This window comes from Kitasatospora sp. NPDC088160, assembly GCF_044741445.1.
Taxonomy (GTDB): Bacteria; Actinomycetota; Actinomycetes; order Streptomycetales; family Streptomycetaceae; genus Kitasatospora.
In genome coordinates this window covers 211,440-230,908 of record NZ_JBIUSS010000017.1, presented here as the reverse complement: position 1 = coordinate 230,908, position 19,469 = coordinate 211,440, and the positions used below count along the sequence as shown (strand labels likewise).

The window sequence follows — 19,469 nt, the reverse complement described above, 5'->3', positions numbered from 1 at the left end:
TCGACGAAGCCGGGGACGACGGTGTACCCGGTCAGGTCGAGGTCGCCGGGCTCGCTCTCGCCTCCGAGGCCGGCGATCCGGTCGCCCTCGACGGCCAGGCGGCCGCCCTCGACGACGCCGCCGGGCAGGACCAGCCGGGCGCCGGCCAGTGCGGTACGGTCACGGTCCGCGGTGGTCACGCGGTCACCTCCGGCGCTGCTCCGGGCAGCCGTAGAACTGAGTGAAGTTGCTTGTTTCATCGCCATGATAGTCAGTTTCGAGCGGACGACCAGACCTGCGACCTGCTCGCCGAAATCAGTCCGACCCGGCGCCACCCAGGGGTTTGGCTCCGGACCGGGCTAGAATCTCGTCATGCTCAAAGCTGATCGCGCCACCCGGATCCTCTCGCACGTCACCGAAGCGGGGAGCGCCGATGTGCACGCGCTCGCCGAACTCCTGGACGTCTCGACCGCGACCGTGCGCCGCGATCTCCAGGAGCTCCACGAGCAGGGGCTGCTGCACCGCACCCGGGGCGGCGCGGTGACCGGCTCGGTCAACCTCGAACTGCCGCTACGCCACCGCGGCGAGAAGCAGCGGGAGGAGAAGCGCCGGATCGCCCTGGCCGCGGCCGAACTCGTGCCGGAGGGGGCGGTGGTGGGCCTCAGCGGCGGCACCACCACCAGCGAGCTCGCCCGGGTGCTCGCCGAGCGCACCGGCATCACCGTCGTGACCAACGCGGTGAACATCGCCGCCGACCTGATCGTCCGCCCCGAGGTGCGCCTCGTGGTGATCGGCGGCATCGCCCGCACGGCCAGCTACGAGCTGGTCGGTCCGGCCGCCGACCGGATGCTCTCGCAGTACCACCTGGACATCTCCTTCATCGGGGTCGACGGCCTGACGGCGCAGGAGGGCTGCACCACGCACGACGAGATGGAGGCCCAGACCGACCGGGCGTTCCTGCGCAGCAGCGCGCGCTCGGTCGTGCTGGCCGACAGCACCAAGGTCGGCAAGGTCACCTTCGCCCGGATCTGCCCGCTCTCCGACGTCCACGACCTGGTGACGGACGACGGCCTGACGGAGGCGCAGCAGCGGGCCGTCACCGGCTGCGGCGTCCGGGTCCGGCGGGCCTGACCGCCGACGGGCCCCGGGGGTGGCCTGATCCACCGACCACGCCCCGGGGCCCGGTTCAGGCCTTGACGCCGCCCGCCGTCAGGTCGGTGCGCCAGAACCGCTGCAACAGCAGGAAGGCCACGACCAGCGGGACGACCGAGACCAACGAGCCCGTGACGACCAGGTTGTACGGGGTGTGGTCCCGCAGGCCGTTCCAGTAGTAGAGGCCGAGGTTGACCGGCCAGAGCTTCTGGTCGGAGAGCGTGACCAGCGGCAGGAAGAAGTTGTTCCAGATGGTGGTGAACTGGAACAGGAAGATGGTCACCAGCGCCGGCGAGAAGATCCGCAGGACCACCGTGAAGAAGATCCGGAACTCCCCCGCGCCGTCCATCCGGGCGGCCTCCAGGATCTCGTCCGGGACGGACGCGGCGGCGTAGATCCGGCTGAGGTAGACGCCGAACGGGCTGACCATGCTGGGCAGCAGGACCGCCCAGACGGTGTTGACCAGATGGGCCTTGGACAGCAGCAGGTAGACCGGCAGGGCGAGGAGCGGCGCGGGGACGAGCACCGCGGCGAGGATCGTGTTGAACACCGCCTCGCGGCCCCGGAACCGGTACTTGGTGAGCGCGTAGCCGGCCATCGCCGCGAGCAGGGTGGCGGCCGCGGCGCCGACGCCCGCGTACAGCACGGTGTTGAGGAGCCAGCGGAAGTAGAGCCCGCCGTTGGCGGTGGCCAGGTCGTGCAGGTTGTCGCCGAGGTGGAGGGTGGAGAACCAGAAACCGCCGCTGCCGAACAGGTCGCTGCTGCTCTTGGTGGAGGCCACCAGCAGCCACCAGGCGGGCAGCAGGAAGTAGGCGGAGAGCACGAACAGGACGGCCGTGCCGAGGACGTTGGGGCGCGGACGGCGGCCGGGGGCACCCAGTCGGGCGGGCCCGGCGGGGCGGCGGCGCGCCGGGCCCGCGGTCTCGGGGCGGCGGCGGAGGTCGGCGGTGCTCATGCGGTCACCCGGTTTCCGGTGATGCGCACCGAGAGGCGCAGGAAGGTGAAGGACAGGACGCAGGTGGCCAGGGCCAGCAGGACGGCGATGGCCGCGGCCTTGCCGTAGTCGTTGGTGCCGAACGCCGCGTTGTACGCCGCCATGTTGGGCGTGTAGTCGGCGGAGACGGTCGAGGCCAGCGAATGCAGGACCATCGGCTCGGTGAAGAGCTGGAGGGTGCCGATGATGGAGAAGATCCCGGTCAGCACCAGGGCGGGGGCCACCAGCGGGATCTTGATGTGCCAGGCGGTCCGCCAGGGGCCGGCGCCGTCGAGGTCGGCGGCCTCGTAGAGCTCGCTGGGGATGGCTTGCAGGGCGGAGAGGATGACCAGCATGTTGTAGCCGGTCCAGGTCCAGGTGACGATGTTGGCCATCGACCACAGGACGGTGCCGGAGGAGAGGAAGTCGGCGTCGATGCCGATGTCCCTCAGTCCGGCGACGAGCGGGCTGGTGCCGGGCAGGTAGAGGAACGCCCAGAGGATGGTGGCCACGACGCCCGGGATCGCGTACGGGAGGAAGTAGGCGAGCCGGAAGAACTTCCGCAGCCGGGTGCCCTTGGCGTCGATCAGCAGGGCGAGGCCGAGGGCCAGTCCGAGCATCACCGGGACCTGGACCACGCCGAAGAGCAGCACCCGGCCGACGCCCGCGAGGAACGAACCGTCGCCCAGGGCCGCGGTGTAGTTGTCGAGCCCCGCGAAGACCGTTCTGGCCGGGCCGAAGCCGAGGCCGGAGCGCTCCACGCGGTACAGGCTCTGCCAGAGCGCGTACCCGATGGGCAGCAGGAACAGGACGGTGAACAGCAGGCCGAAGGGGGCCAGGAAGCCGAGGGCCGCGCGGTTGCGGGACGGCGTCCGTCGTGCGGTGGCGGCCTTCGGGGCGGTGCGGCCCGGCGCCGCCGGGGTTGCTGCGCTCATCTGGGGTTCTCTCTCGTGCGGGCGGTGGTCGGTCCCTCGGACGTGTCGGACGGGTCGGACGGGTCGGACGCGCCCGGGCCGGCGGACCGCGCGGGGTCCGCCGGCGAGCCGGTCAGCCGGCGGTGACCGTCAGCCCCTTGGACTTCATCGCGTCGACGGTCTTGTTCTGCACCGTGCCCAGCGCCGCCGTCAGGTCGCCGTGGGCGGCGACGGCCGCGCCGAAGGCGTCGGTGAGGTCGCTGGAGGTCTGGGTCATGGTCGGGCCCCAGCTCCATTTGGGGGCCTGCGCCGTCGCCTGCTTGAAGACGTCGAAGATCGGCTGGTTGCCGAAGTAGGCGCTCGGCTTCGCCAGTGCCGGCACCGACGTGCCGCTGGTGGAGGCGGGGTAGATGCCGGCCTTGTCCACGAGGGTGCCGACGGCGGCGGCGTCCGTGCTCATCCAGTTGGCGAAGCGCAGCGCAGCGGCGGTGTTCTTGCAGCCCTTGACCACCGCGGTGGACGAACCGCCGTCGTTGCCGACCGACTTGGCGCCGCCCTGCCACTGCGGCATCGGGGCGACCGCCCACTTGCCGGACGCCTGCGCCGCGTTCTGTTCGAGGATGGAGGAGAACCAGACCGGGCCGGGGTAGGCGGCGAGCGTGCCGTCCTGGAGGTCCTTGTAGAGGTCGGGGCTGAAGCCCTGCTCGGACTTGACCTGGCCCTGGTCGATCAGGCCCTGCCAGTACTTCGCGACCTTGGCGGTGGCCGGGTCGCTCGCGAGCGAGACCTTCCAGCCCTTGCTGTCGGTGCCGAACCAACTGCCGCCGGCCTGGGCGGACATGCCGGCGAACCACCACGGGTCGTCCGGGTTGAACACGCTCAGGTAGCCGTTGGGGTTGGCGGCGTGCACCTTGGCGGCGTCGGCGGCGAACTCCTCCCAGGTCGCCTGCGGCTTCAGACCGTACTGGGCGTACAGGTCGGTGCGGTAGTAGAGCGCCATCGGGCCCACGTCGACCGGGATGCCGTACACCTGGCCGCCGACCTTCACCGCGTTCCAGGCGCCGTCCCCGTACTGCGACTGGTACTGCCCGGCCTCGCCGCTGACGTCCTGGACGGCGCCCTCCACGACGAAGCTGGGCAGCGACTCGTAGCCGACCTGGGCCAGGCAGGGGGCGTTGCCGGCCTTGACGGCCGCGAAGATCTTGGCGTAGCCGCCCTTGCTGCCCGACACGATCTTCTCGAACTTGACCTTGGCGTCCGGGTGGGCCGCGTTGTACTGGGCCACCGCCTCCTCGTAGCCCGGCGCCCAGCCCCAGAACGTGACCTCGGCGGAGCCTCCGCCGCCCGAGGCGCCGTCACCGCCCGATCCGCAGGCCGCGATGCCGGTGAGCAGCGGCAGCGTGGCGGCGGCGGCCAGCAGGCGGGTGCGGATTCGTGTCTTCGCCATGAGGATCTCGTCCTTTACGTGTACTGGCCCTCGGCCATCGCGGCACGGCGTCGGGTGGACGGCGGCTGGCGCGAGCGGGTGCGGTGCGGTGGGGGTGGAGGTGGGGGTGCGGTGGGGGTCGGCAGGGGTGTCCGGGTTCCGGAGGTTCTGGGGCCGGCCGGGAGTGCCGCCGCGCGTCGGCGGCCTCCTCACCGGGCCGGATCCTGGTCCGGCTCCTGGCCCTGGCCCTGGCCCGGTCCGGGTGTCGGTGGTCGCGTGCCCATCGGACCACCCCCTGCTCTATGGTGCGCAGTTCGGATGAGTATTGCTCAATATCGAGCAGGTTCCTAGAGCTTCGGAGCACGAAGCGGTCTCGGTTTCGACACGGCCCGTCGCGCGGAGACCCGGTCGGAGAGCCGGGCGACGGGCCGGGTGCACGGGGTGTCAGCCCAGGTCGGGCCGGGCCACCAGGTGCACGGCGGGTTCGCCGGACCGGTCGAGTTCGAGGACGGTGATCTCGTTCGTCCCGCTGCGCAGAACCGGCCAGGGCAGGTAGAGCGTGCACTGCGGTCCGCGGTCCCAGTAGCGGCCCAGCAGGAAGCCGTTGACCCAGACGTAGCCCTTGCCCCAGCCCGGCAGCGCCAGGTAGCCGTCGGCGGGCTCCGCGACCTCGAAGGCGCCGCGGTGGAAGGCCGCGCCGGGGCCGGCGGCCGGGGCGCCGGCCGTGCCCCAGGGGAGCCGGTCCGGCGTCCCGTCGGCCAGCGGCATCGGGTCGGCCGTCCACCCGTGCAGGTACTGCTGGGTGTGCAGGGCCCCGGCGATCCCCTTGCGGTCGCCGATCCCGGCGCCGTAGTTGACCCGGCCCATCGACTCGACCAGCAGCTCCAGCCGGGCACCGCCGCCGGGCACCGGGACGAGCAGGGGCTCGTGCTCGACGTCGCGTTCCAGGGTGGCGAGGTGGGTGCCGTCGACGCGGACGTGGGCCCGGTCGGCGAGCCCCTCGACGGTCAGCGGGTATTCCGCGCGCGGGCCGGGGATGGTGGTCCGGTAGCGGACGAGGCCGTGCGGGAGGCCGAGTTCCTCGAAGGAGAGCGGGACGGCGGAGCGGACCTCGCCGGTGGACAGGTGGTCCACCACGTCCGCCAGCGGCAGGGACCGGTCGAGCTCCACCCGGCACGCCGGCAGCGTGGCCGGGAGCTCCTCGGGCTCCGGCACCGGGCCGTCCGCGTACGCCGCCAGGACCTCGCGGAAGGCCCGGAACTTGGCCGTGGGGGCGCCTCGTTCGTCCAGCGGGGCGTCGTAGTCGTAGGAGGTCACGGTCGGCTGGTAGCCCCGGCCGGTGCGCGGATCGGCGGTGTTGGCGCCGGCCCAGGTGCCGAAGTTGGTGCCGCCGTGGGCCATGTAGAGGTTGACGGAGGCCCCGGCCGCCAGGATCTCGCGCAGGGCCGCGGCGGCGTCCTCGGCCGGGCGGGTGGTGTGCGGCTCCCCCCAGTGGTCGAACCAGCCGTTCCAGAACTCCATGCACATCGGCGGGTCCTGGGGGCGGTGGCGGCGCAGCTCGGCGAAGGCCTCGGTGGCGCGGCTGCCGAAGTTGACGGTGGCGAGGTGGCCGGGCAGGGCGCCGCCGGTGAGGAAGAAGTCCTCCGGCCCGTCGGAGGTGCAGAGCGGGACGTCGATGCCGCGGGCGCGCAGGCCGTCGGCGAGGTGGGCGAGGTAGGCCCGGTCGGTGCCGTAGGAGCCGTACTCGTTCTCGATCTGGACCATCAGGACGTTTCCGCCGCGCGTGGTCTGGTGCGCCGCCAGGATCGGGATCAGCGTGTCGTACCAGCGGTCGACGTGGGCCAGGAAGCGCGGGTCGCTGGTGCGCAGCGGCAGGCCGCGGCCCGCCGCGCCCGGTTCGGCCAGGAGCCACCAGGGCAGGCCGCCGTTCTCCCACTCGGCGCAGATGTAGGGACTCGGGCGGACGATCGCGTGCAGTCCGGCGTCCGCGGCGGCCCGCAGGAAAGCCTCCAGGTCGGCGATGCCGGTGAAGTCGTACGCGCCGGGACGGGGCTCGTGCAGGTTCCAGGGGACGTACGTCTCCACGGTGTTGAGCCCCATCGCCCGCAGCATCCGCAGGTGGCGCGGCCACTGCCCGGGCAGGCTGCGGAAGTAGTGCAGGGCGCCGGAGAGCAGGCGCAGGGGGCGCCCGTCGAGCGTGAACCCGGTCCGGTCGATCTGGAGCATGAGTGGTCCTTGAGGGGGTGGTTCGGGGGACGGTGTCGGCCGGGGCGCGGTCATCCGGCGGTTCCCGCGACGACGGGTAGGAGCCGGCCGACGGCCTCGGTGATCGCCCCGCGGCCCGCGGCCAGGTACGCGCGGGGGTCGACGCCCCGCTCGTCCGCCGCCAGGTGGGACCGGACGGCGGTCGTCATGGCGATGCTCAGGGCGGTGCCGATGTTGACCTTGGCTATGCCGCCGTGGACGGCGCGGCGCAGTTCGTCGTCGGGGACCCCGGAGGAGCCGTGCAGGACGAGCGGGACGTCGAGGGCCGCGTGCAGGGCGGCGAGCAGGTCGTGGTCGAGCCGGGCGTCGCGGGAGGTCATCGCGTGGGAGCTGCCGACGGCGACGGCGAGGGCGTCCACGCCGGTCTCCTCGACGAAGCGCCGCGCCTCTTTGGGGTCGGTGCGGGCTCCCGGTACGTGGGCGTCCAGCGGCCCCCGGCCGTCCTTGCCGCCGACCTCGCCGAGTTCGGCCTCCAGCCAGAGCCCGGCGCCGTGCGCCCAGACGGCGGCCTCGCGGGTGGCGGCGACGTTCTCCGCGTAGGGCAGGTGCGCGGCGTCGTACATCACCGAGCTGAACCCGCATTCGGCGGCCTGGCGGAGCAGGACGCCGGTCTTCACGTGGTCCAGGTGCAGCGCCACCGGGACGGTGCTCGGCTCGGCGCAGCGCACGGCGGCCGCGGCGAGCGGGGCCAGCCGCCCGCCGTGGAACCGCACCGCGTTCTCGCTCACCTGGAGGATCACCGCGGTGCCGGCGGTCTCGGCGGCGGAGACGACGGCCTCGACGTGCTCCAGGGTGATGACGTTGAAGGCGGCGACGGCGCCGTGCCGGGCCGCGGCCCGGGCGACGAGGCCGCCGGTGGCTGCCAGGGGCATGAACTCTCCTGTCGGGTGGGGCTGTTCAGTCGGAAGGGGCTGAGCCCGCGGAGGGTGCGGCCGGGGTGACCCGGACCAGCGGGAGGTGGCCGCGGTAGGCCTGCGGGTCGAACCGGCCGGCGTACGGGGCCTGGACGGCGGCGGCCGACAGGGCCACCGCGTGGGCCAGCGCCGCCGGCCACGGCGCACGGTCGGCGAGGGCCGCGGCCAGCGCCGCGACCGCCGCGTCCCCCGCGCCGGTCGGGTTCCCCCGCACGTCGGCCTCCGGGGGCAGGCGGGCCCACCAGCTGCCGTCCGGGGTGACGGCGAGGAGTCCGTCGGGGCCGAGCGAGGCGACCACCGCCCGGGCGCCGGCGTCGACGAGGGCGTGTGCCGCGCGGAGCGGGTCGGCGATGCCGGTGGCGCGGCGCAGTTCGACCGCGTTCGGCTTGACGGCCGTGGGCCCGGCCGCCAGTGCCCCGGTGAGCGCGGTGCCGTCGGCGTCCAGGACGACCGGCACGCCCTGCGCGTGGGCGAGGCGGACCAGGTCCGCGTAGGCGTCGCCCGGCAGGCCCGGCGGCAGGCTCCCGGACAGCACCAGGGCCCGGGCGGTGGGGAGCAGGCTGCGGACGGCGGTGCGCAGGGCCGTCCAGTCCTCGGCGGAGAGTTCCGGTCCGGGCTCGTTCAGCACGGTGGCGTCGACGGCGTCGACCACGGCGACAGTGCGCCGGGTCGACGTGCCGGCGGCGAGCGGAACGCCCAGGCAGGCGATGCCGGCCCGGTCGAGGTCGGCCCGCAGCACCGCGCCGGTGGGCCCGCCGAGCGGCAGGACGGCGGTGGTGGGCCGGCCGAGGCCGTGCAGGACCCGGGCCACGTTCACGCCCTTGCCGCCGGCCTGTTCGTGGACGGAGGCCACCCGGTGGCTGGTGTGCGGGCGCAGCGCCGGCACGCCGTAGGTGATGTCCAGGGCGGGGTTCGGGGTCACGGTGACGATCACGGCGCCGGGCTCCCTTCCGGGGCCGCGCGGCCGGCCGCCGCGTCCAGGGCGCGCAGTCCGGCGCCCAGGCAGCCGGCCCGGTCCCCGAGCGCGGCGGGCACCAGGCGCGGCGCGACCTGGATCCGGGCGCGGGCGGCCAGCGCGGCGGCCAGCGGGGCGAGCAGCAGGTCGCCGGACTCGGCGAGGCCCCCGCCCAGGACGACCAGCGGCGGGTCCAGCACCAGGACGGCCGTCAGCAGGGCGTCGGCCAGGGCGTCGACCGCCTCCTGCCAGACGGCGCCGGCCGCCCGGTCCCCCTCGGCGGCCAGCCGCGCCACCTCCGGTGCGGGGGCCGGCCGGCCGGTGGCCTCGGTGTAGCGCCGCGCCACGGCGGCCGCCGAGGCGTAGGTCTCGGCGCAGCCCCGGGCCCCGCAGGCGCACGGTTCCCCGCCCGGGCGCACCACGAGGTGGCCGATCTCCCCGGCCCGGTGGTGCGCGCCGGGCAGGGCGCGGCCGCCGGTCATGACAGCGGCGGCGATGCTCGTGCCGACCGGGACGAACAGGAAGCGCTCCTCGCCGCGCCCGGCTCCGAGCCGGGCCTCGGCCACGCCGCCGGCGCGCACGTCGTGGGTGACGGCCACGGGCAGGCCGGTGCGCTCGGCGACGAGCTCCCGGAACGGGACGTCCCGCCAGCCGATCGTGGCGGAGTACACGCCCGTCCCCGTGGCCTCGTCGACGATGCCGGGAACGGCCAGGCCGACGGCGTCGACCTCCGCGCCCTGCCGCCCGGCCTCCCGCCGCACGTCCGCGACCAGGTCGACGACGGTGGCCACGACGGCCTCCGGGCCCCGTTCGCGCCCGGTGGCGCGCCGCACCTGGTGCCGGACGGCCGCCTCCCGGTCCAGCAGGGCTGCCTTGATGCCGGTGCCGCCGACGTCCACGGCGACGACCAGACGCCGGTCGGGCACGGGCTGACGCCGGCCGGTCGTGAGCCGAGGCTGATCGGTCATGAGTCGGCGAGCACCACGGACCGGGTCAGGTTGCGCGGCTGGTCCGGGTCCAGGCCCTTCGCGGCGGCCAGCGCGGCGGCCAGCCGGTGGACGCGCACCAGTTCCGCGAGCGGGTCGAGCCGGCCCTCGATCCAGCGGGCGCCGGTGCCCCGGACCTGCTCGGCCAGGCCCGCCGGTGCGGCGCCCAGCATCCAGGTGGCGGTGGACGGCGCGGCGATGCTGATCGGGCCGTGCCGGTACTCCATCGCCGGGTACGCCTCGCTCCAGGCGAGCGCGGCCTCGCGCAGCTTGAGGCCGGCCTCGTTCGCCAGCCCGACCGTCCAGCCGGTGCCGAGGAAGGTGAACTGGGTGCAGTCCACCAGGCCTTCGGGCAGCGGCTCCGCCAGGGCCGCCCGGCCGTCGGCCTCCACCGCCTCGGTGTGCAGGCCCAGGTGGGCCCGCAGCAGGGTGAGCGCCGTGGTGGCGAACCTGGTCTGCACCACGGACCGCTCGTCGGCGAAGTCCAGCACGGCGATGTCGTCGGCCGCGGTCATCACCGGCGTCCGCGGGTCGGCGGTGACGGCCGCGGTGCGGACCTTTCCGCGCACCCGCTCCAGCAGGGCCAGGACCTCGGTCGTGGTGCCGGAGCGGGTCAGCGCGATCACGCGGTCGTACGAGCGGACGCCCGGGAACTCGGAGGCGGCGAAGGCGTCCGTGACGCCCTGTCCGCTCGACTCCCGCATGGCGGCGTACGCCTGGCCCATGAACAGCGAGGTCCCGCAGCCGATCACCGCGACCCGTTCACCGGCTTCCGGCAGCGCCGTGCACTCCGCCGCGGCGACTTCCGCAGCGCGGCGCCAGCAGTCCGGCTGGCTGGCGATCTCGGCCTCGACATGGGTCGCCATCGGCCACCTCCATGAAATAGTTGCTGATACCTGCTTCTTTCTGGCCAGATTCAAGCATCTTCAAGCACTCCATGGAACCCGTCTGCGCAATTTGTTGCTCAGAGGTGTTGACAGTTGCGCGCAAGAGGGCCGGATACTGCATGCCATCGCCGGCCTCGGCGGTCGCGCCCCCAACGACGACCGGCGGGCCCGAGAAGCACCGCCCACCCCCGCCCCGACGGTGCAGCACCGAAGGAGACCTCGTGTCCGCCCCACCCCGCAGAGCACTCGCCGCCGTCCTCGCCCCCGCGCTCCTGGCGCTGAGCGCGGGCCTCGCCCCGTCCGCGTCGGCCGCCCCCGAACCGTCAGCCGCCCCGGCCGGCGCCCCGTCAACCGCCCCGTACACCGTGAGCGTCGGCAAGCCGGTCGGCTACGCCCACCCCACCGACACCCCCGCCGTCCCGTACACCGACAAGGACGGCACCTTCTACTTCCAGCAGTCCGCCGCGCTCTACGGCGCGAACGACCCGCGGTACTGGGACTTCTTCACCGGCACGGACTTCGACTCCGCCACCCGGTCGAGCGCGCTCAGCAACGCCGTCAACCCCGCCAACCCCCAGGACCGCAACAACGACACCACCTGGCGCTGCAACAACAGCCCCACCGGCCTGACCTCGACCTCCGCGCCCGCCGGGTCGGGCTACGCCCAGAAGAACTACTGCGACCTCTCCGGCATCTGGGTCGACCCGGACACCGGCGACTGGTACGGGCTGGTGCACAACGAGTTCACCCCGCAACCCTTCGGCGACGGCCTCCACTTCGACGCCATCGACTACGCCGTCTCCAGCGACCAGGGCCGGACGTGGACCATCAAGGACCACGCCATCACCTCGCCCTACAGCACCCAGCGGGGCGACACCGCGGCCTTCCCGAACCAGACCTTCGACTACGGGGACGGCGACCAACGCCTCTTCGTCGACACGGCCTCGGGCTACTTCTACGTCTTCTACGGCTCGCGGATCGTCGACAAGGGCGGCAGCTGGAAGGCCTTCCACGAACACGTGGCCCGGGCCCCGATCGCCGCCAAGATGGCACCCGACTCGTGGCAGAAGTGGTACGACGGCGCGTGGTCGCAGCCCGGCACCGGCGGCCAGGAGAGCAACCTGGTGCCCGCCGACTCCGCGCACCCCACCGGCTACACCCCGGTCGCCGACGAGTACGACCCGGCGAACACCGGCACCGTGGCCCAGCAGGTCGCCGCCGGCACGATGCCCCCCACCTCACCGCTGTTCGTCATGGACATCACCTACAACGCCTACCTCGGGCTGTACATCGCCGAGCCGCAGGCCGTCGACCAGAGCGGCTCGGCGCCCCAGCAGTACTACGCCACCGCCGACCTCGCCAGCCAGAAGTGGGTGCCGATCGGCGACACCGGCGGCTACCACACCGCGTCCTGGTACCGCTGGTTCCTCGACAGCGCCAACCGCACCAACAGCACCGTCGTCGGCAGGACCTTCCGCTCGTACTGCGCCTTCGGCTGCTCCAACGGCGCGTCCGGCGAGTACGTGGACGTGACGATCAACGGCTCCGCGCCCGCCGCTCCCCCCGTCGACCCCGGCAGGAACTACCGGATCGGCAACGCCGACGGCCGGCTCCTCGCCCAGGTCGCCGGCGGCCCGGCCACCACCTCGCTGGCCGCCGGCACCGGCTCCGACCTGGAGGCCTGGAGCTTCACCACCAACGGCGACGGCTCCTACCGGATCGCCAACGCCGCCACCGGCCGCCTGCTCGGCGTCGACTCCACCGCCACCGCCGGCCGCGCCTGGGGCGCCCGCCCCACCGCCACCGCCGCCGGCCCGGGCGGGCCCACCGTCGGCCAGCAGTGGTTCGTCATCCCCGGGAAGTCCGCCGACGGAACCGCCACCGGCACGTTCAAGCTGGTCAACCGCTACAGCGGACTCGTCCTCGGCCTCTCCTCCACCAACAGCCGGTCCACCGAGACCACCCCCACCCGCAGCTGGGCCGACACCACCGGCAACCCCGTCGGCGGCACCCGCGGCCCCGGCGAGCAGACCCTCACCCTGACCGCCACCGGCACCGCGCCCAACCCCCCGTTGGACGGCACCCACACCCTGACCGCCGCCGGCAAGGCCCTCGACGACCCCGGCCACTCCACCGCCCAGGGCACCCAACTGGTCACCTGGGCCCCCAACGGCGGCCCGAACCAGACCTGGATGTTCACCCGGCAGGCGGACGGCAGCTACCAGATCGCCAACGGCGAGTCGCACCTGTGCATGGACGTCGACGGCGGCTCCACCTCCGCCGGCGCCAAGGTGATCCAGTGGGCCTGCACCGGCGGCGGCAACCAGCGCTGGCAGCTCACCCCGGCCGCCGGCGGCTACCGGATCACCTCCCAGAAGAGCGGCCTGCTCCTCACCACCGCGTCCACCGCCGACGGCGCCCGGACCACCCAACAGCCCGACACCGGCTCGCAACTCCAGGTCTGGACCGTCAACTGACCACCCGCCCCTAACCCCGGCCGGGAGCCGGGGCCGGGCACGCCGGCCCCGCACCTTCCGCTACCGCCCGGCAGCACCCAATATCCCTTCCCCCTCGGTTAGTTGGCGAGAATCGGCCAGTGCGGAGGCGGGCCCGTTGACCTCCGGGCCGCTGGGCGTTTGGCTCTCCCCAACCAGTTGCGGGGGGGGGGGGCCCCCCCCCGCCCGGGCGCCCCCCCGCCCCCCCCGCCCCGCCCGCCCCGCCCCCCCCCCCCCGCGCCCCCCCCCCCCCCCCCCCCCCCCCCCCCCGGGCCGGCCCCCCCCCCCGGGGGCCCCCCGCCCGCGCCGTCGTCACCCACCAAGGGGAGGACCCCACCTCATGACCACCACACGACCCCGGCGCGGACTGCTGCGCGGCGGCTGCGCCCTGCTCGCCGCCGTACTGGCCGGCCTCGCCGCACCAGCCGCCGAAGCGCATCCGCGCACGGGCGGGATCGTCCGGGTGAGCGTCGGCCTCGACGGCACCCAGCCGGACGGCGCGTCCGCCGCCCTGGGGCTGAGCGCCGACGGCCGCTACGCGCTGTTCTCCTCGGACGCGACCAACCTGGTGCCCGGCGACACCAACGGGGCGACGGACGTCTTCGTCCGGGACCTGCACACCGGCCGCACCCAACGCGTCAGCGTCGGCGCGGACGGCGCCCAGCTCGACGCCCCCACCACCCAGGCGTCGATCAGCGGCGACGGCCGCTTCGTCGCGTTCAACACCAAGGCCACCAATGTGCTCCCCGGCCACCGGGCCAACAGCGGCGGGGAGGTCTACCTCCGCGACCTCCGGGACGGCGTCACCGAGCTGATCACCGCCGGCGACCCGGCGGCCACCGGCCAGGACGGCCGCATCTCCCGTGATGCGGTGGCCAGTTGGGACGGCCGCTTCGTGGCCTTCTCCTCCTCCCGGACCGACCTCGCGCCGGTCGGCACGTTCACCAAGGAGAACATCTACGTCACCGACCGCCGGGAGGGCACCACCCGCCTGGTCACCCTCGGGGTGAACGGCAAACCGGGCAACGGCGACTCCTACCTGCCCTCGATCAGCGCCGACGGCCGCGTCATCGGCTTCAAGTCCCGCGCGTACAACCTGCTCCCGGCTCCCACCCAGAGCCCCGCAGCCCCCACAGCCCCCACCGCTCCCGAGGACCACACGGACCACGGGGACTCCCCCGCGATCCTCGGGCACGCCTCCTACCCCTTCTACGTGTTCGACCAGCACACCGGGGTGATCAGCGGCGCGAGCACCGACCCCGCCGGCCTGCTCGCCAACACCGGCCTGGACGCCACCCTCAGCCCCGACGGACGGTACGCCGTCTACACCCTCGACGCGCCCGGCGGGCCGATCCTCGGCCGCCACCAGGAGCTCTACACCCGCGACCTGCGCACCGGCACCGTGACCAGGGTGACCACCCCGCTACCCGGCACCACCACGGTCGGCTCCGCCGGCCGCGGCACCATGTCCTACGACGACCGCTGGGTCTACTTCGTCTCCGACGCCGGCAACCTCGTCCCCGGCGTCGACGGCGGGCAGCAGAACGTGTTCCGCCGCGACCTCGCCACCGGAGCCGTCGAACTCGCCGGCGCGGCCGCGGACGGCACCGCGAGCACCGGCACCTCGGACAACCCGTACACCGACGCCTCCGGCAGCGCCGTGCTGTTCACCTCCGAGGACGGCACCCTCGTCCCCGGCGACACCAACCACGCCCCGGACGTCTTCCTCCGCCGGCTCCTCACGCACTGACGCCGGACGGGCTGTTACGGGTGCTGACCAGGCGGGTTCCGGAATCCGCCGGTGAAGGCCCAGATCACCGGTCATCCCGGCCGCGAAAAGCATGATCCGGCGGGGAGGAACAACGGCAACACCCGTAACAGCCCCCGGGCGAAAACCGTGCCGCCCGGCGTCGCCAGCACATAATCACCACATACTTACCCCGAATTGTAAGGCCACTGTCAAGGCACCAAGGTGCGCCAGGCCGCAGTGACTTCAGGACACTGTCGAGGATTCTGTTTTCATCACCCCTCGGGCGACGGATGCTTGTACGTACAGTCTCCGTTCTTTTGGCACTGCCGTGTTATCCGCAGGCCAGTCCACGGAGCGTGCAGCAGGACGTGCTGCTCCAGGCGACGACTCGTGAGGTCGATCGTGACAATGAGAAAAGCCTCAGGAAGTCGATAGCCGTAGCTGTGGAGACGGCACCCAATCCAACCGTCCAAGGAATAGTCCGAGACGGAACGAGGGTAAAAGTGAAGGCCCTTCTCTACCACTTCCACGGAATCGATGACTTCGATTTCTCGACCATCTCGCCCGAGGACCTCCCCGAGGTCCAGAAGGCTGCGGAATCCCGTGAGTACGGAATTCTGCCGACCGTCTACCTGCGGCGGGAGAATCTCCCCCGCCTGGTGGAGGTCCTCCAGGAGTACCACCGGCTCGAACAGGCGAACGCAGTTCCCAACATCGCCGGTTTCGCGATCGAGGGCCCGCTGCTCGGGCCGCAGGGAGGGATACCGCGGGCCGGACGGTGGTTCCCGTCGGCGAAGGAGTGGGACGTCATCGCGTCCCTCGGCCCGCTCGGCCTGCGCTACATCGTGATGGCGCCCGACGCCATGGCCCTGGACGAGCGCATCGACGCCGGTCCCACCTTCGCCGACCTGCTCACCAGCTTCTACGAGCAGGGGCTCCGGATCGCCGTGGGGCACTTCCACCGAGAGGCGCCCGAGCGCAGCGCCGTCCGACTGCGGGAAGTGCTCGAATTCCTGCACAGCCGCTACGACTCCTCCCCGTACCTGGTCCTGACCGACCATCTGTACAACGACACCCCGCGGAACTTCACGCATTCCTGGCGCACGCCGCAGGAGCGGGTCAACCGCGAAGTCGAACTGCGGCGGGTGCTCGATCCCGACTGGAACGAGACCGACCTCCGGGAACTGCTCGGCCCTGTTCCAGCCGAAATGCTGCGCTCCGCACGCGAGTCCCTCCTGTACCCGTGCATCAACTTCGACGGGTACCACGTCGACCTCGAAATCTGCCGGCGCACCGTCGAATACCTGGGCGTGGACCGCCTCATCGCGCTGACCGACCACACCGAGGTCGCCACGATGGCTCAGGAGCCGCTTTCCCGGAGTGACCACAATCCGCTGTGGCTGCGTGACGACGGGGCCGTGGCAGCGGGGTCGAGCGGTTATGAGCAGCAGCGGCAGAACATTCTCTCCATCGGATTCGATGACACGGCGGTTCACCGCATGTTCGTCGACAACCCCGTGACGGCGATCGGATACCGCATCAAGAAGGGCGCCGCGTAAGGGCCTGGAGGGCCGAAAGTCAGGAAGACATCGGGAGAGGAACTCACGGCCACTCGGGCGTCGCGCCCCGGCCACTTCCCCGACCGTGTCGTGCGGGCCGGGGACACGGCCGCCGCCACCGCGGCGATCCCGGTCGTGTCCCCGGCAGCCGACGGCCCGCGCATCCTCCAGGACGACGTCCGGCTGCGGTGCGGCTACGCGGATCCGCCGGCGTGATCCGCCGGCGTGATCCGGCGGATCCGGATGTGAACCACATTGGCGAACCACGAGAGGAGACCAAGGCATGAGCAAGGTTGTCGTCACGGGTGGCGGCGGGTTCATCGGCTCGCACATCGTCGACCGGTTGTGTGCACAGGGACACCGCGTCCTGGTGGTGGACGACTTCTCCACCGGCGATCGGGCCAATCTCGCCGAGAGCGAGGCCCGTTGGCCCGAGTTGAGCGTTCTCACGGCCGACGTGGTCGACGAGTCCACCGCGGCCGCGGTGGAGGCCTTCGCGCCCGAGGTGCTGCTGCTGCTGGCCGCACAGTTCAGCGTGAAGGTGTCGATGCGGGATCCCCTGCTGGACGCCCAGGTCAACGTCATCGGCCTGGTCCGGATGCTCGAAGCGGCGCGGCGCAGCCGGAGCCGCAAGGTCGTGTTCGCCTCCAGCGGCGGGACGATCTACGGGCCCGCCGGTGAGGACGGGGTGCCCATCAAGGAGTCCGCGGGCCGGATGCCCAGCTCCTTCTACGGGCTGACCAAGTCCGTCGCCGTCGACTACCTGCGCCTCTACCACGAGACCTACGGCCTGGACTACGTCGCGCTCGCCCTCGGCAACGTCTTCGGCCCCCGCCAGACCCCGTTCGGTGAGGCGGGAGTCGTCTCCATCTTCGCGCAGCGCATGCTCTCCGGGCAGACCTGCGTCATCAACGGGGACGGCCTGCAGACCCGCGACTACGTGCATGTGAGCGACGTGGCCGATGCGTTCGTGCGGGCCATGGACCAGGGGCACGGTCTGATCAACATCGGTAAGGGCCAGGAGAGTTCGGTCCTGGACATCCATCAGGCGGTCGAGAAGCGGACCGGCCGTTCGCTGCCGCCCCGCTTCGGGCCGCCGCTGGCGGGAGAAGTGCGCAGGGGGTGCCTGGATCCCTCCCGCGCCCAGGCCCAGCTGGGCTGGACCGCCGGGACGACGCTGGAGGACGGGGTCGACTCCGTCGTGTCCTGGCTGACCGCACGCCCCCTCCAGAAGACGGACTCCGCCGAGGCGGGGCAGACCGGATGAGGCTGGCGGGGATGATCCTGGCAGCCGGGCGCGGCAGCCGGATGGGAGCACTCACCGCCCGGACGCCCAAGCCGCTCCTGCCCCTGGCGGGCAAGCCGCTGCTGGGACACCTGCTGGACCGGTGTGCCGAGACCGACGTCACGGACGTCTACCTCAATCTGCACTACCAGGCCGAGCAGGTCCTTCGCTTCCTCGACGGCACCACGGTGAAGGTGCCCGTCCACGCCCGGACCGAGCCCCGCCTCACCGGGCCCGCCGGGGCGCTGCGGCTGTTCCACGAGGAACTGGCCGCCTTCGACGCCGTGCTCGTCACGTCCTGCGACGTCATCATGGGCGAGCCGCTCCAACGGCTCGTCGACGCGCACACGCGCGGAGGGTACGCCCTGACGTTCGCCTGTACGCGGATCCGGCAGGCCCGCCGCTACGGCGTGCTGGACATCGACCCCGGTGGTCGGATCCGCGGCGCCCGGGAGAAGCCCGACGTCCCCGACGACGAGACGCACTGGATCAGCGCCGGGGTCTACTGCCTGGACCCCCGCGTCATCGCGCACATCCCCGAGGACGTCGTCTACGACTACGCCAGGGAACTCGCCCCCGCGCTGATGGCCGCCGGCGAACGCGTGGGGGCGCACCGGCTCACCGGCTACTGGCGGGACGTGGGCACTCCCGATTCGCTGCGCGAGGCCGGCGAGGACGCCGGCCGTGGGCTCATTCCCTGGCTCACCGAAAGGGCGGACCGATGAAAGTCCTGATGCTGACCTCCAGTTACGAACCCCTGCACGGCGGGGCCGAGACCTATGCCCGGCTGTTGTGCGAAGGGCTGGTGGCCGACGGCCACGACGTCGTCATCGCGACCGACGGGTCGTGGCTGGACCACCTGCCCGGGGACCGCGAGGAGGACGCGGGGCGGGTCGTGCGGCTGCGCGACTTCGCGGACCGCGTGGACGCGCGGGACAAGGTGAGATGGCGGCAGATGCAGTACTCCGTCCTCGACGAACTCGGGGCCGTGCTCCAGGGCGAGAGCTTCGACGTCGTCCACGCCAACAGCCATGAGACGCTGATCCTCGCGAGCATCGTGGCGCTCGAAACGGACGCCGCACTGGTGTGCTCGCTGCACGAGCAGAACCCCGACCTGGAGCGGTTCGGCCGTGGCCGGTGCCGCCTGTCGTACCAGACCCTCCCCGTCGACATGCACTTCGTCCCCAGCCGCTTCTTCGCCGAGCGCGCCGCCCGCTTCGGCGCCCCAGCCGACCGCATCAGGCTCGTCCACAACGGCGTTCCCGACGCCCCGCCGGACGACGTGGCCCGGAACCTGCGCTCCGCGCTGCGCGCCGAACTCGGCGTCGCCCCCGACCACCGGCTGGTCGTCCTCCCGGGCCGGATGTCCGCCCGCAAGGCCCAGCTCGACCTGGCCGCGGCACTGCCCCTGGTCGCGGCGGAGTTGCCCGAGGTGCGGGTGCTCCTGTCGGGGAGGGTCTCGGACTACGCGTACGAGAAGAGCGTGTGGGACCGGCTCGAACGCGGCGGTGTGGCAGAACTGGTCACTCTCCGCCAGGACTTCGGGGCCGAGACGATGCCCGCCGTCTACGCTGCGGCGGATCTGGTGGTCCAGCCCTCCCTGGCGGAGGGACTTCCGTTCAGCGTGGTCGAGGCGATGCGCGCCGGCAAGCCCGTCGTCGGCACCCGCGTCATCGGCATCAGCGACGTCATCACCGACGGCGTCGACGGCCTGCTCGTGCCGGCGGCCGACCCGCCCGCACTGGCCGAAGGGATACTGCGGGTGCTCACCGACGAGGCGTTGGCCGCCGAGCTCGCGGCCAACGCGTACACCACGGCGGAACGGGAGTTCAGCAGCCGCAGGATGGTCGCGGACACCCTGGACGGCTACCGGGTGGCCATGGCGCGTCGCCGGCAGTCGGCGTCCGCGGCCCCGACCTCGTGAAGGGG

At 72.8% G+C, this 19,469-nt stretch carries 15 protein-coding genes; 7 read left to right on the top strand and 8 right to left on the bottom strand.

The genetic code is table 11. The features are described 5' to 3' along the window. Positions 1–351 precede the first annotated feature (351 nt). On the top strand, positions 352–1,110 hold the full coding sequence (locus tag ACIOGZ_RS26265; RefSeq protein ID WP_363586284.1) for a DeoR/GlpR family DNA-binding transcription regulator: 759 nt from the start codon (positions 352–354) through the stop codon (positions 1,108–1,110). 55 nt (positions 1,111–1,165) lie between these two features. Here ACIOGZ_RS26265 and ACIOGZ_RS26260 read toward each other — a convergent pair whose 3' ends face one another. From ACIOGZ_RS26260 to ACIOGZ_RS26225, 8 genes are all read right to left on the bottom strand, one after another. Next, positions 1,166–2,086, bottom strand: coding sequence for a carbohydrate ABC transporter permease (locus tag ACIOGZ_RS26260; protein ID WP_363633010.1), 921 nt, complete (start codon positions 2,084–2,086; stop codon positions 1,166–1,168). Continuing rightward, the gene (locus ACIOGZ_RS26255) at positions 2,083–3,039 is read right to left on the bottom strand and encodes a sugar ABC transporter permease (protein WP_363378430.1); all 957 of its coding nucleotides are present in this window, start codon (positions 3,037–3,039) and stop codon (positions 2,083–2,085) included. The genes ACIOGZ_RS26260 and ACIOGZ_RS26255 overlap by 4 nt, the downstream gene beginning before the upstream one ends. 112 nt (positions 3,040–3,151) lie before the next feature. Next, a complete protein-coding gene (locus ACIOGZ_RS26250) occupies positions 3,152–4,465 on the bottom strand; it encodes an extracellular solute-binding protein (protein WP_363586282.1) in 1,314 nt (437 codons plus the stop codon). A 423-nt stretch (positions 4,466–4,888) separates the two neighbouring features. Next, positions 4,889–6,670: a beta-galactosidase family protein gene (locus ACIOGZ_RS26245; protein WP_363586281.1), complete on the bottom strand. Its 1,782-nt coding sequence runs from the start codon at positions 6,668–6,670 to the stop codon at positions 4,889–4,891. A gap of 50 nt (positions 6,671–6,720) precedes the next feature. Then, a complete protein-coding gene (locus ACIOGZ_RS26240) occupies positions 6,721–7,581 on the bottom strand; it encodes a ketose-bisphosphate aldolase (RefSeq protein ID WP_400987560.1) in 861 nt (286 codons plus the stop codon). Between the two features lie 25 nt (positions 7,582–7,606). Then, a complete protein-coding gene (locus ACIOGZ_RS26235; protein WP_363586280.1) occupies positions 7,607–8,557 on the bottom strand; it encodes a hexose kinase in 951 nt (316 codons plus the stop codon). Beyond that, positions 8,554–9,546, bottom strand: coding sequence for an ROK family protein (locus tag ACIOGZ_RS26230; RefSeq protein WP_363586279.1), 993 nt, complete (start codon positions 9,544–9,546; stop codon positions 8,554–8,556). The genes ACIOGZ_RS26235 and ACIOGZ_RS26230 overlap by 4 nt, the downstream gene beginning before the upstream one ends. After that, positions 9,543–10,430 carry an SIS domain-containing protein gene (locus ACIOGZ_RS26225; protein ID WP_363586278.1) on the bottom strand — a complete coding sequence of 296 codons (888 nt, stop codon included), beginning with the start codon at positions 10,428–10,430 and terminating at the stop codon, positions 9,543–9,545. The genes ACIOGZ_RS26230 and ACIOGZ_RS26225 overlap by 4 nt, the downstream gene beginning before the upstream one ends. Before the next feature lie 242 nt (positions 10,431–10,672). Between ACIOGZ_RS26225 and ACIOGZ_RS26220 the strand changes: the two genes are divergently transcribed. The 6 genes from ACIOGZ_RS26220 to ACIOGZ_RS26195 all read left to right on the top strand — a co-directional run bounded on the left by ACIOGZ_RS26220 (position 10,673) and on the right by ACIOGZ_RS26195 (position 19,464). Further along, on the top strand, positions 10,673–12,928 hold the full coding sequence (locus tag ACIOGZ_RS26220; protein WP_363633004.1) for an RICIN domain-containing protein: 2,256 nt from the start codon (positions 10,673–10,675) through the stop codon (positions 12,926–12,928). 358 nt (positions 12,929–13,286) lie between these two features. After that, on the top strand, positions 13,287–14,696 hold the full coding sequence (locus ACIOGZ_RS26215) for a hypothetical protein (protein WP_400987557.1): 1,410 nt from the start codon (positions 13,287–13,289) through the stop codon (positions 14,694–14,696). A gap of 503 nt (positions 14,697–15,199) precedes the next feature. Next, complete coding sequence (locus tag ACIOGZ_RS26210; protein WP_363586275.1) at positions 15,200–16,255, top strand: hypothetical protein; 1,056 nt, start codon at positions 15,200–15,202, stop codon at positions 16,253–16,255. Between the two features lie 283 nt (positions 16,256–16,538). Next, the gene (locus ACIOGZ_RS26205; protein WP_400987555.1) at positions 16,539–17,522 is read left to right on the top strand and encodes an NAD-dependent epimerase/dehydratase family protein; all 984 of its coding nucleotides are present in this window, start codon (positions 16,539–16,541) and stop codon (positions 17,520–17,522) included. 11 nt (positions 17,523–17,533) lie between these two features. Next, positions 17,534–18,265 (top strand): NDP-sugar synthase, encoded by a 732-nt coding sequence (locus tag ACIOGZ_RS26200; RefSeq protein WP_363586273.1) that lies wholly within the window; start codon positions 17,534–17,536, stop codon positions 18,263–18,265. A gap of 8 nt (positions 18,266–18,273) precedes the next feature. Then, entirely contained in the window at positions 18,274–19,464 is a 1,191-nt protein-coding gene (locus ACIOGZ_RS26195) for a glycosyltransferase family 4 protein (protein WP_400987553.1), read from the top strand. The last annotated feature ends 5 nt before the right edge of the window (positions 19,465–19,469 follow it).

Excerpts from the sequence above, each read along its gene's own strand:
- ACIOGZ_RS26225 (WP_363586278.1), bottom strand. The coding sequence starts at position 10,430 with ATGGCGACCCATGTCGAGGCCGAGATCGCCAGCCAGCCGGACTGCTGG.
- ACIOGZ_RS26195 (WP_400987553.1), top strand. The coding sequence starts at position 18,274 with ATGCTGACCTCCAGTTACGAACCCCTGCACGGCGGGGCCGAGACCTAT.
- ACIOGZ_RS26200 (WP_363586273.1), top strand. The coding sequence starts at position 17,534 with ATGATCCTGGCAGCCGGGCGCGGCAGCCGGATGGGAGCACTCACCGCC.
- ACIOGZ_RS26205 (WP_400987555.1), top strand. The coding sequence starts at position 16,539 with ATGAGCAAGGTTGTCGTCACGGGTGGCGGCGGGTTCATCGGCTCGCAC.
- ACIOGZ_RS26255 (WP_363378430.1), bottom strand. The coding sequence starts at position 3,039 with ATGAGCGCAGCAACCCCGGCGGCGCCGGGCCGCACCGCCCCGAAGGCC.
- ACIOGZ_RS26260 (WP_363633010.1), bottom strand. The coding sequence starts at position 2,086 with ATGAGCACCGCCGACCTCCGCCGCCGCCCCGAGACCGCGGGCCCGGCG.
- ACIOGZ_RS26230 (WP_363586279.1), bottom strand. The coding sequence starts at position 9,546 with ATGACCGATCAGCCTCGGCTCACGACCGGCCGGCGTCAGCCCGTGCCC.
- ACIOGZ_RS26245 (WP_363586281.1), bottom strand. The coding sequence starts at position 6,670 with ATGCTCCAGATCGACCGGACCGGGTTCACGCTCGACGGGCGCCCCCTG.
- ACIOGZ_RS26240 (WP_400987560.1), bottom strand. The coding sequence starts at position 7,581 with ATGCCCCTGGCAGCCACCGGCGGCCTCGTCGCCCGGGCCGCGGCCCGG.
- ACIOGZ_RS26250 (WP_363586282.1), bottom strand. The coding sequence starts at position 4,465 with ATGGCGAAGACACGAATCCGCACCCGCCTGCTGGCCGCCGCCGCCACG.
- ACIOGZ_RS26265 (WP_363586284.1), top strand. The coding sequence starts at position 352 with ATGCTCAAAGCTGATCGCGCCACCCGGATCCTCTCGCACGTCACCGAA.
- ACIOGZ_RS26215 (WP_400987557.1), top strand. The coding sequence starts at position 13,287 with ATGACCACCACACGACCCCGGCGCGGACTGCTGCGCGGCGGCTGCGCC.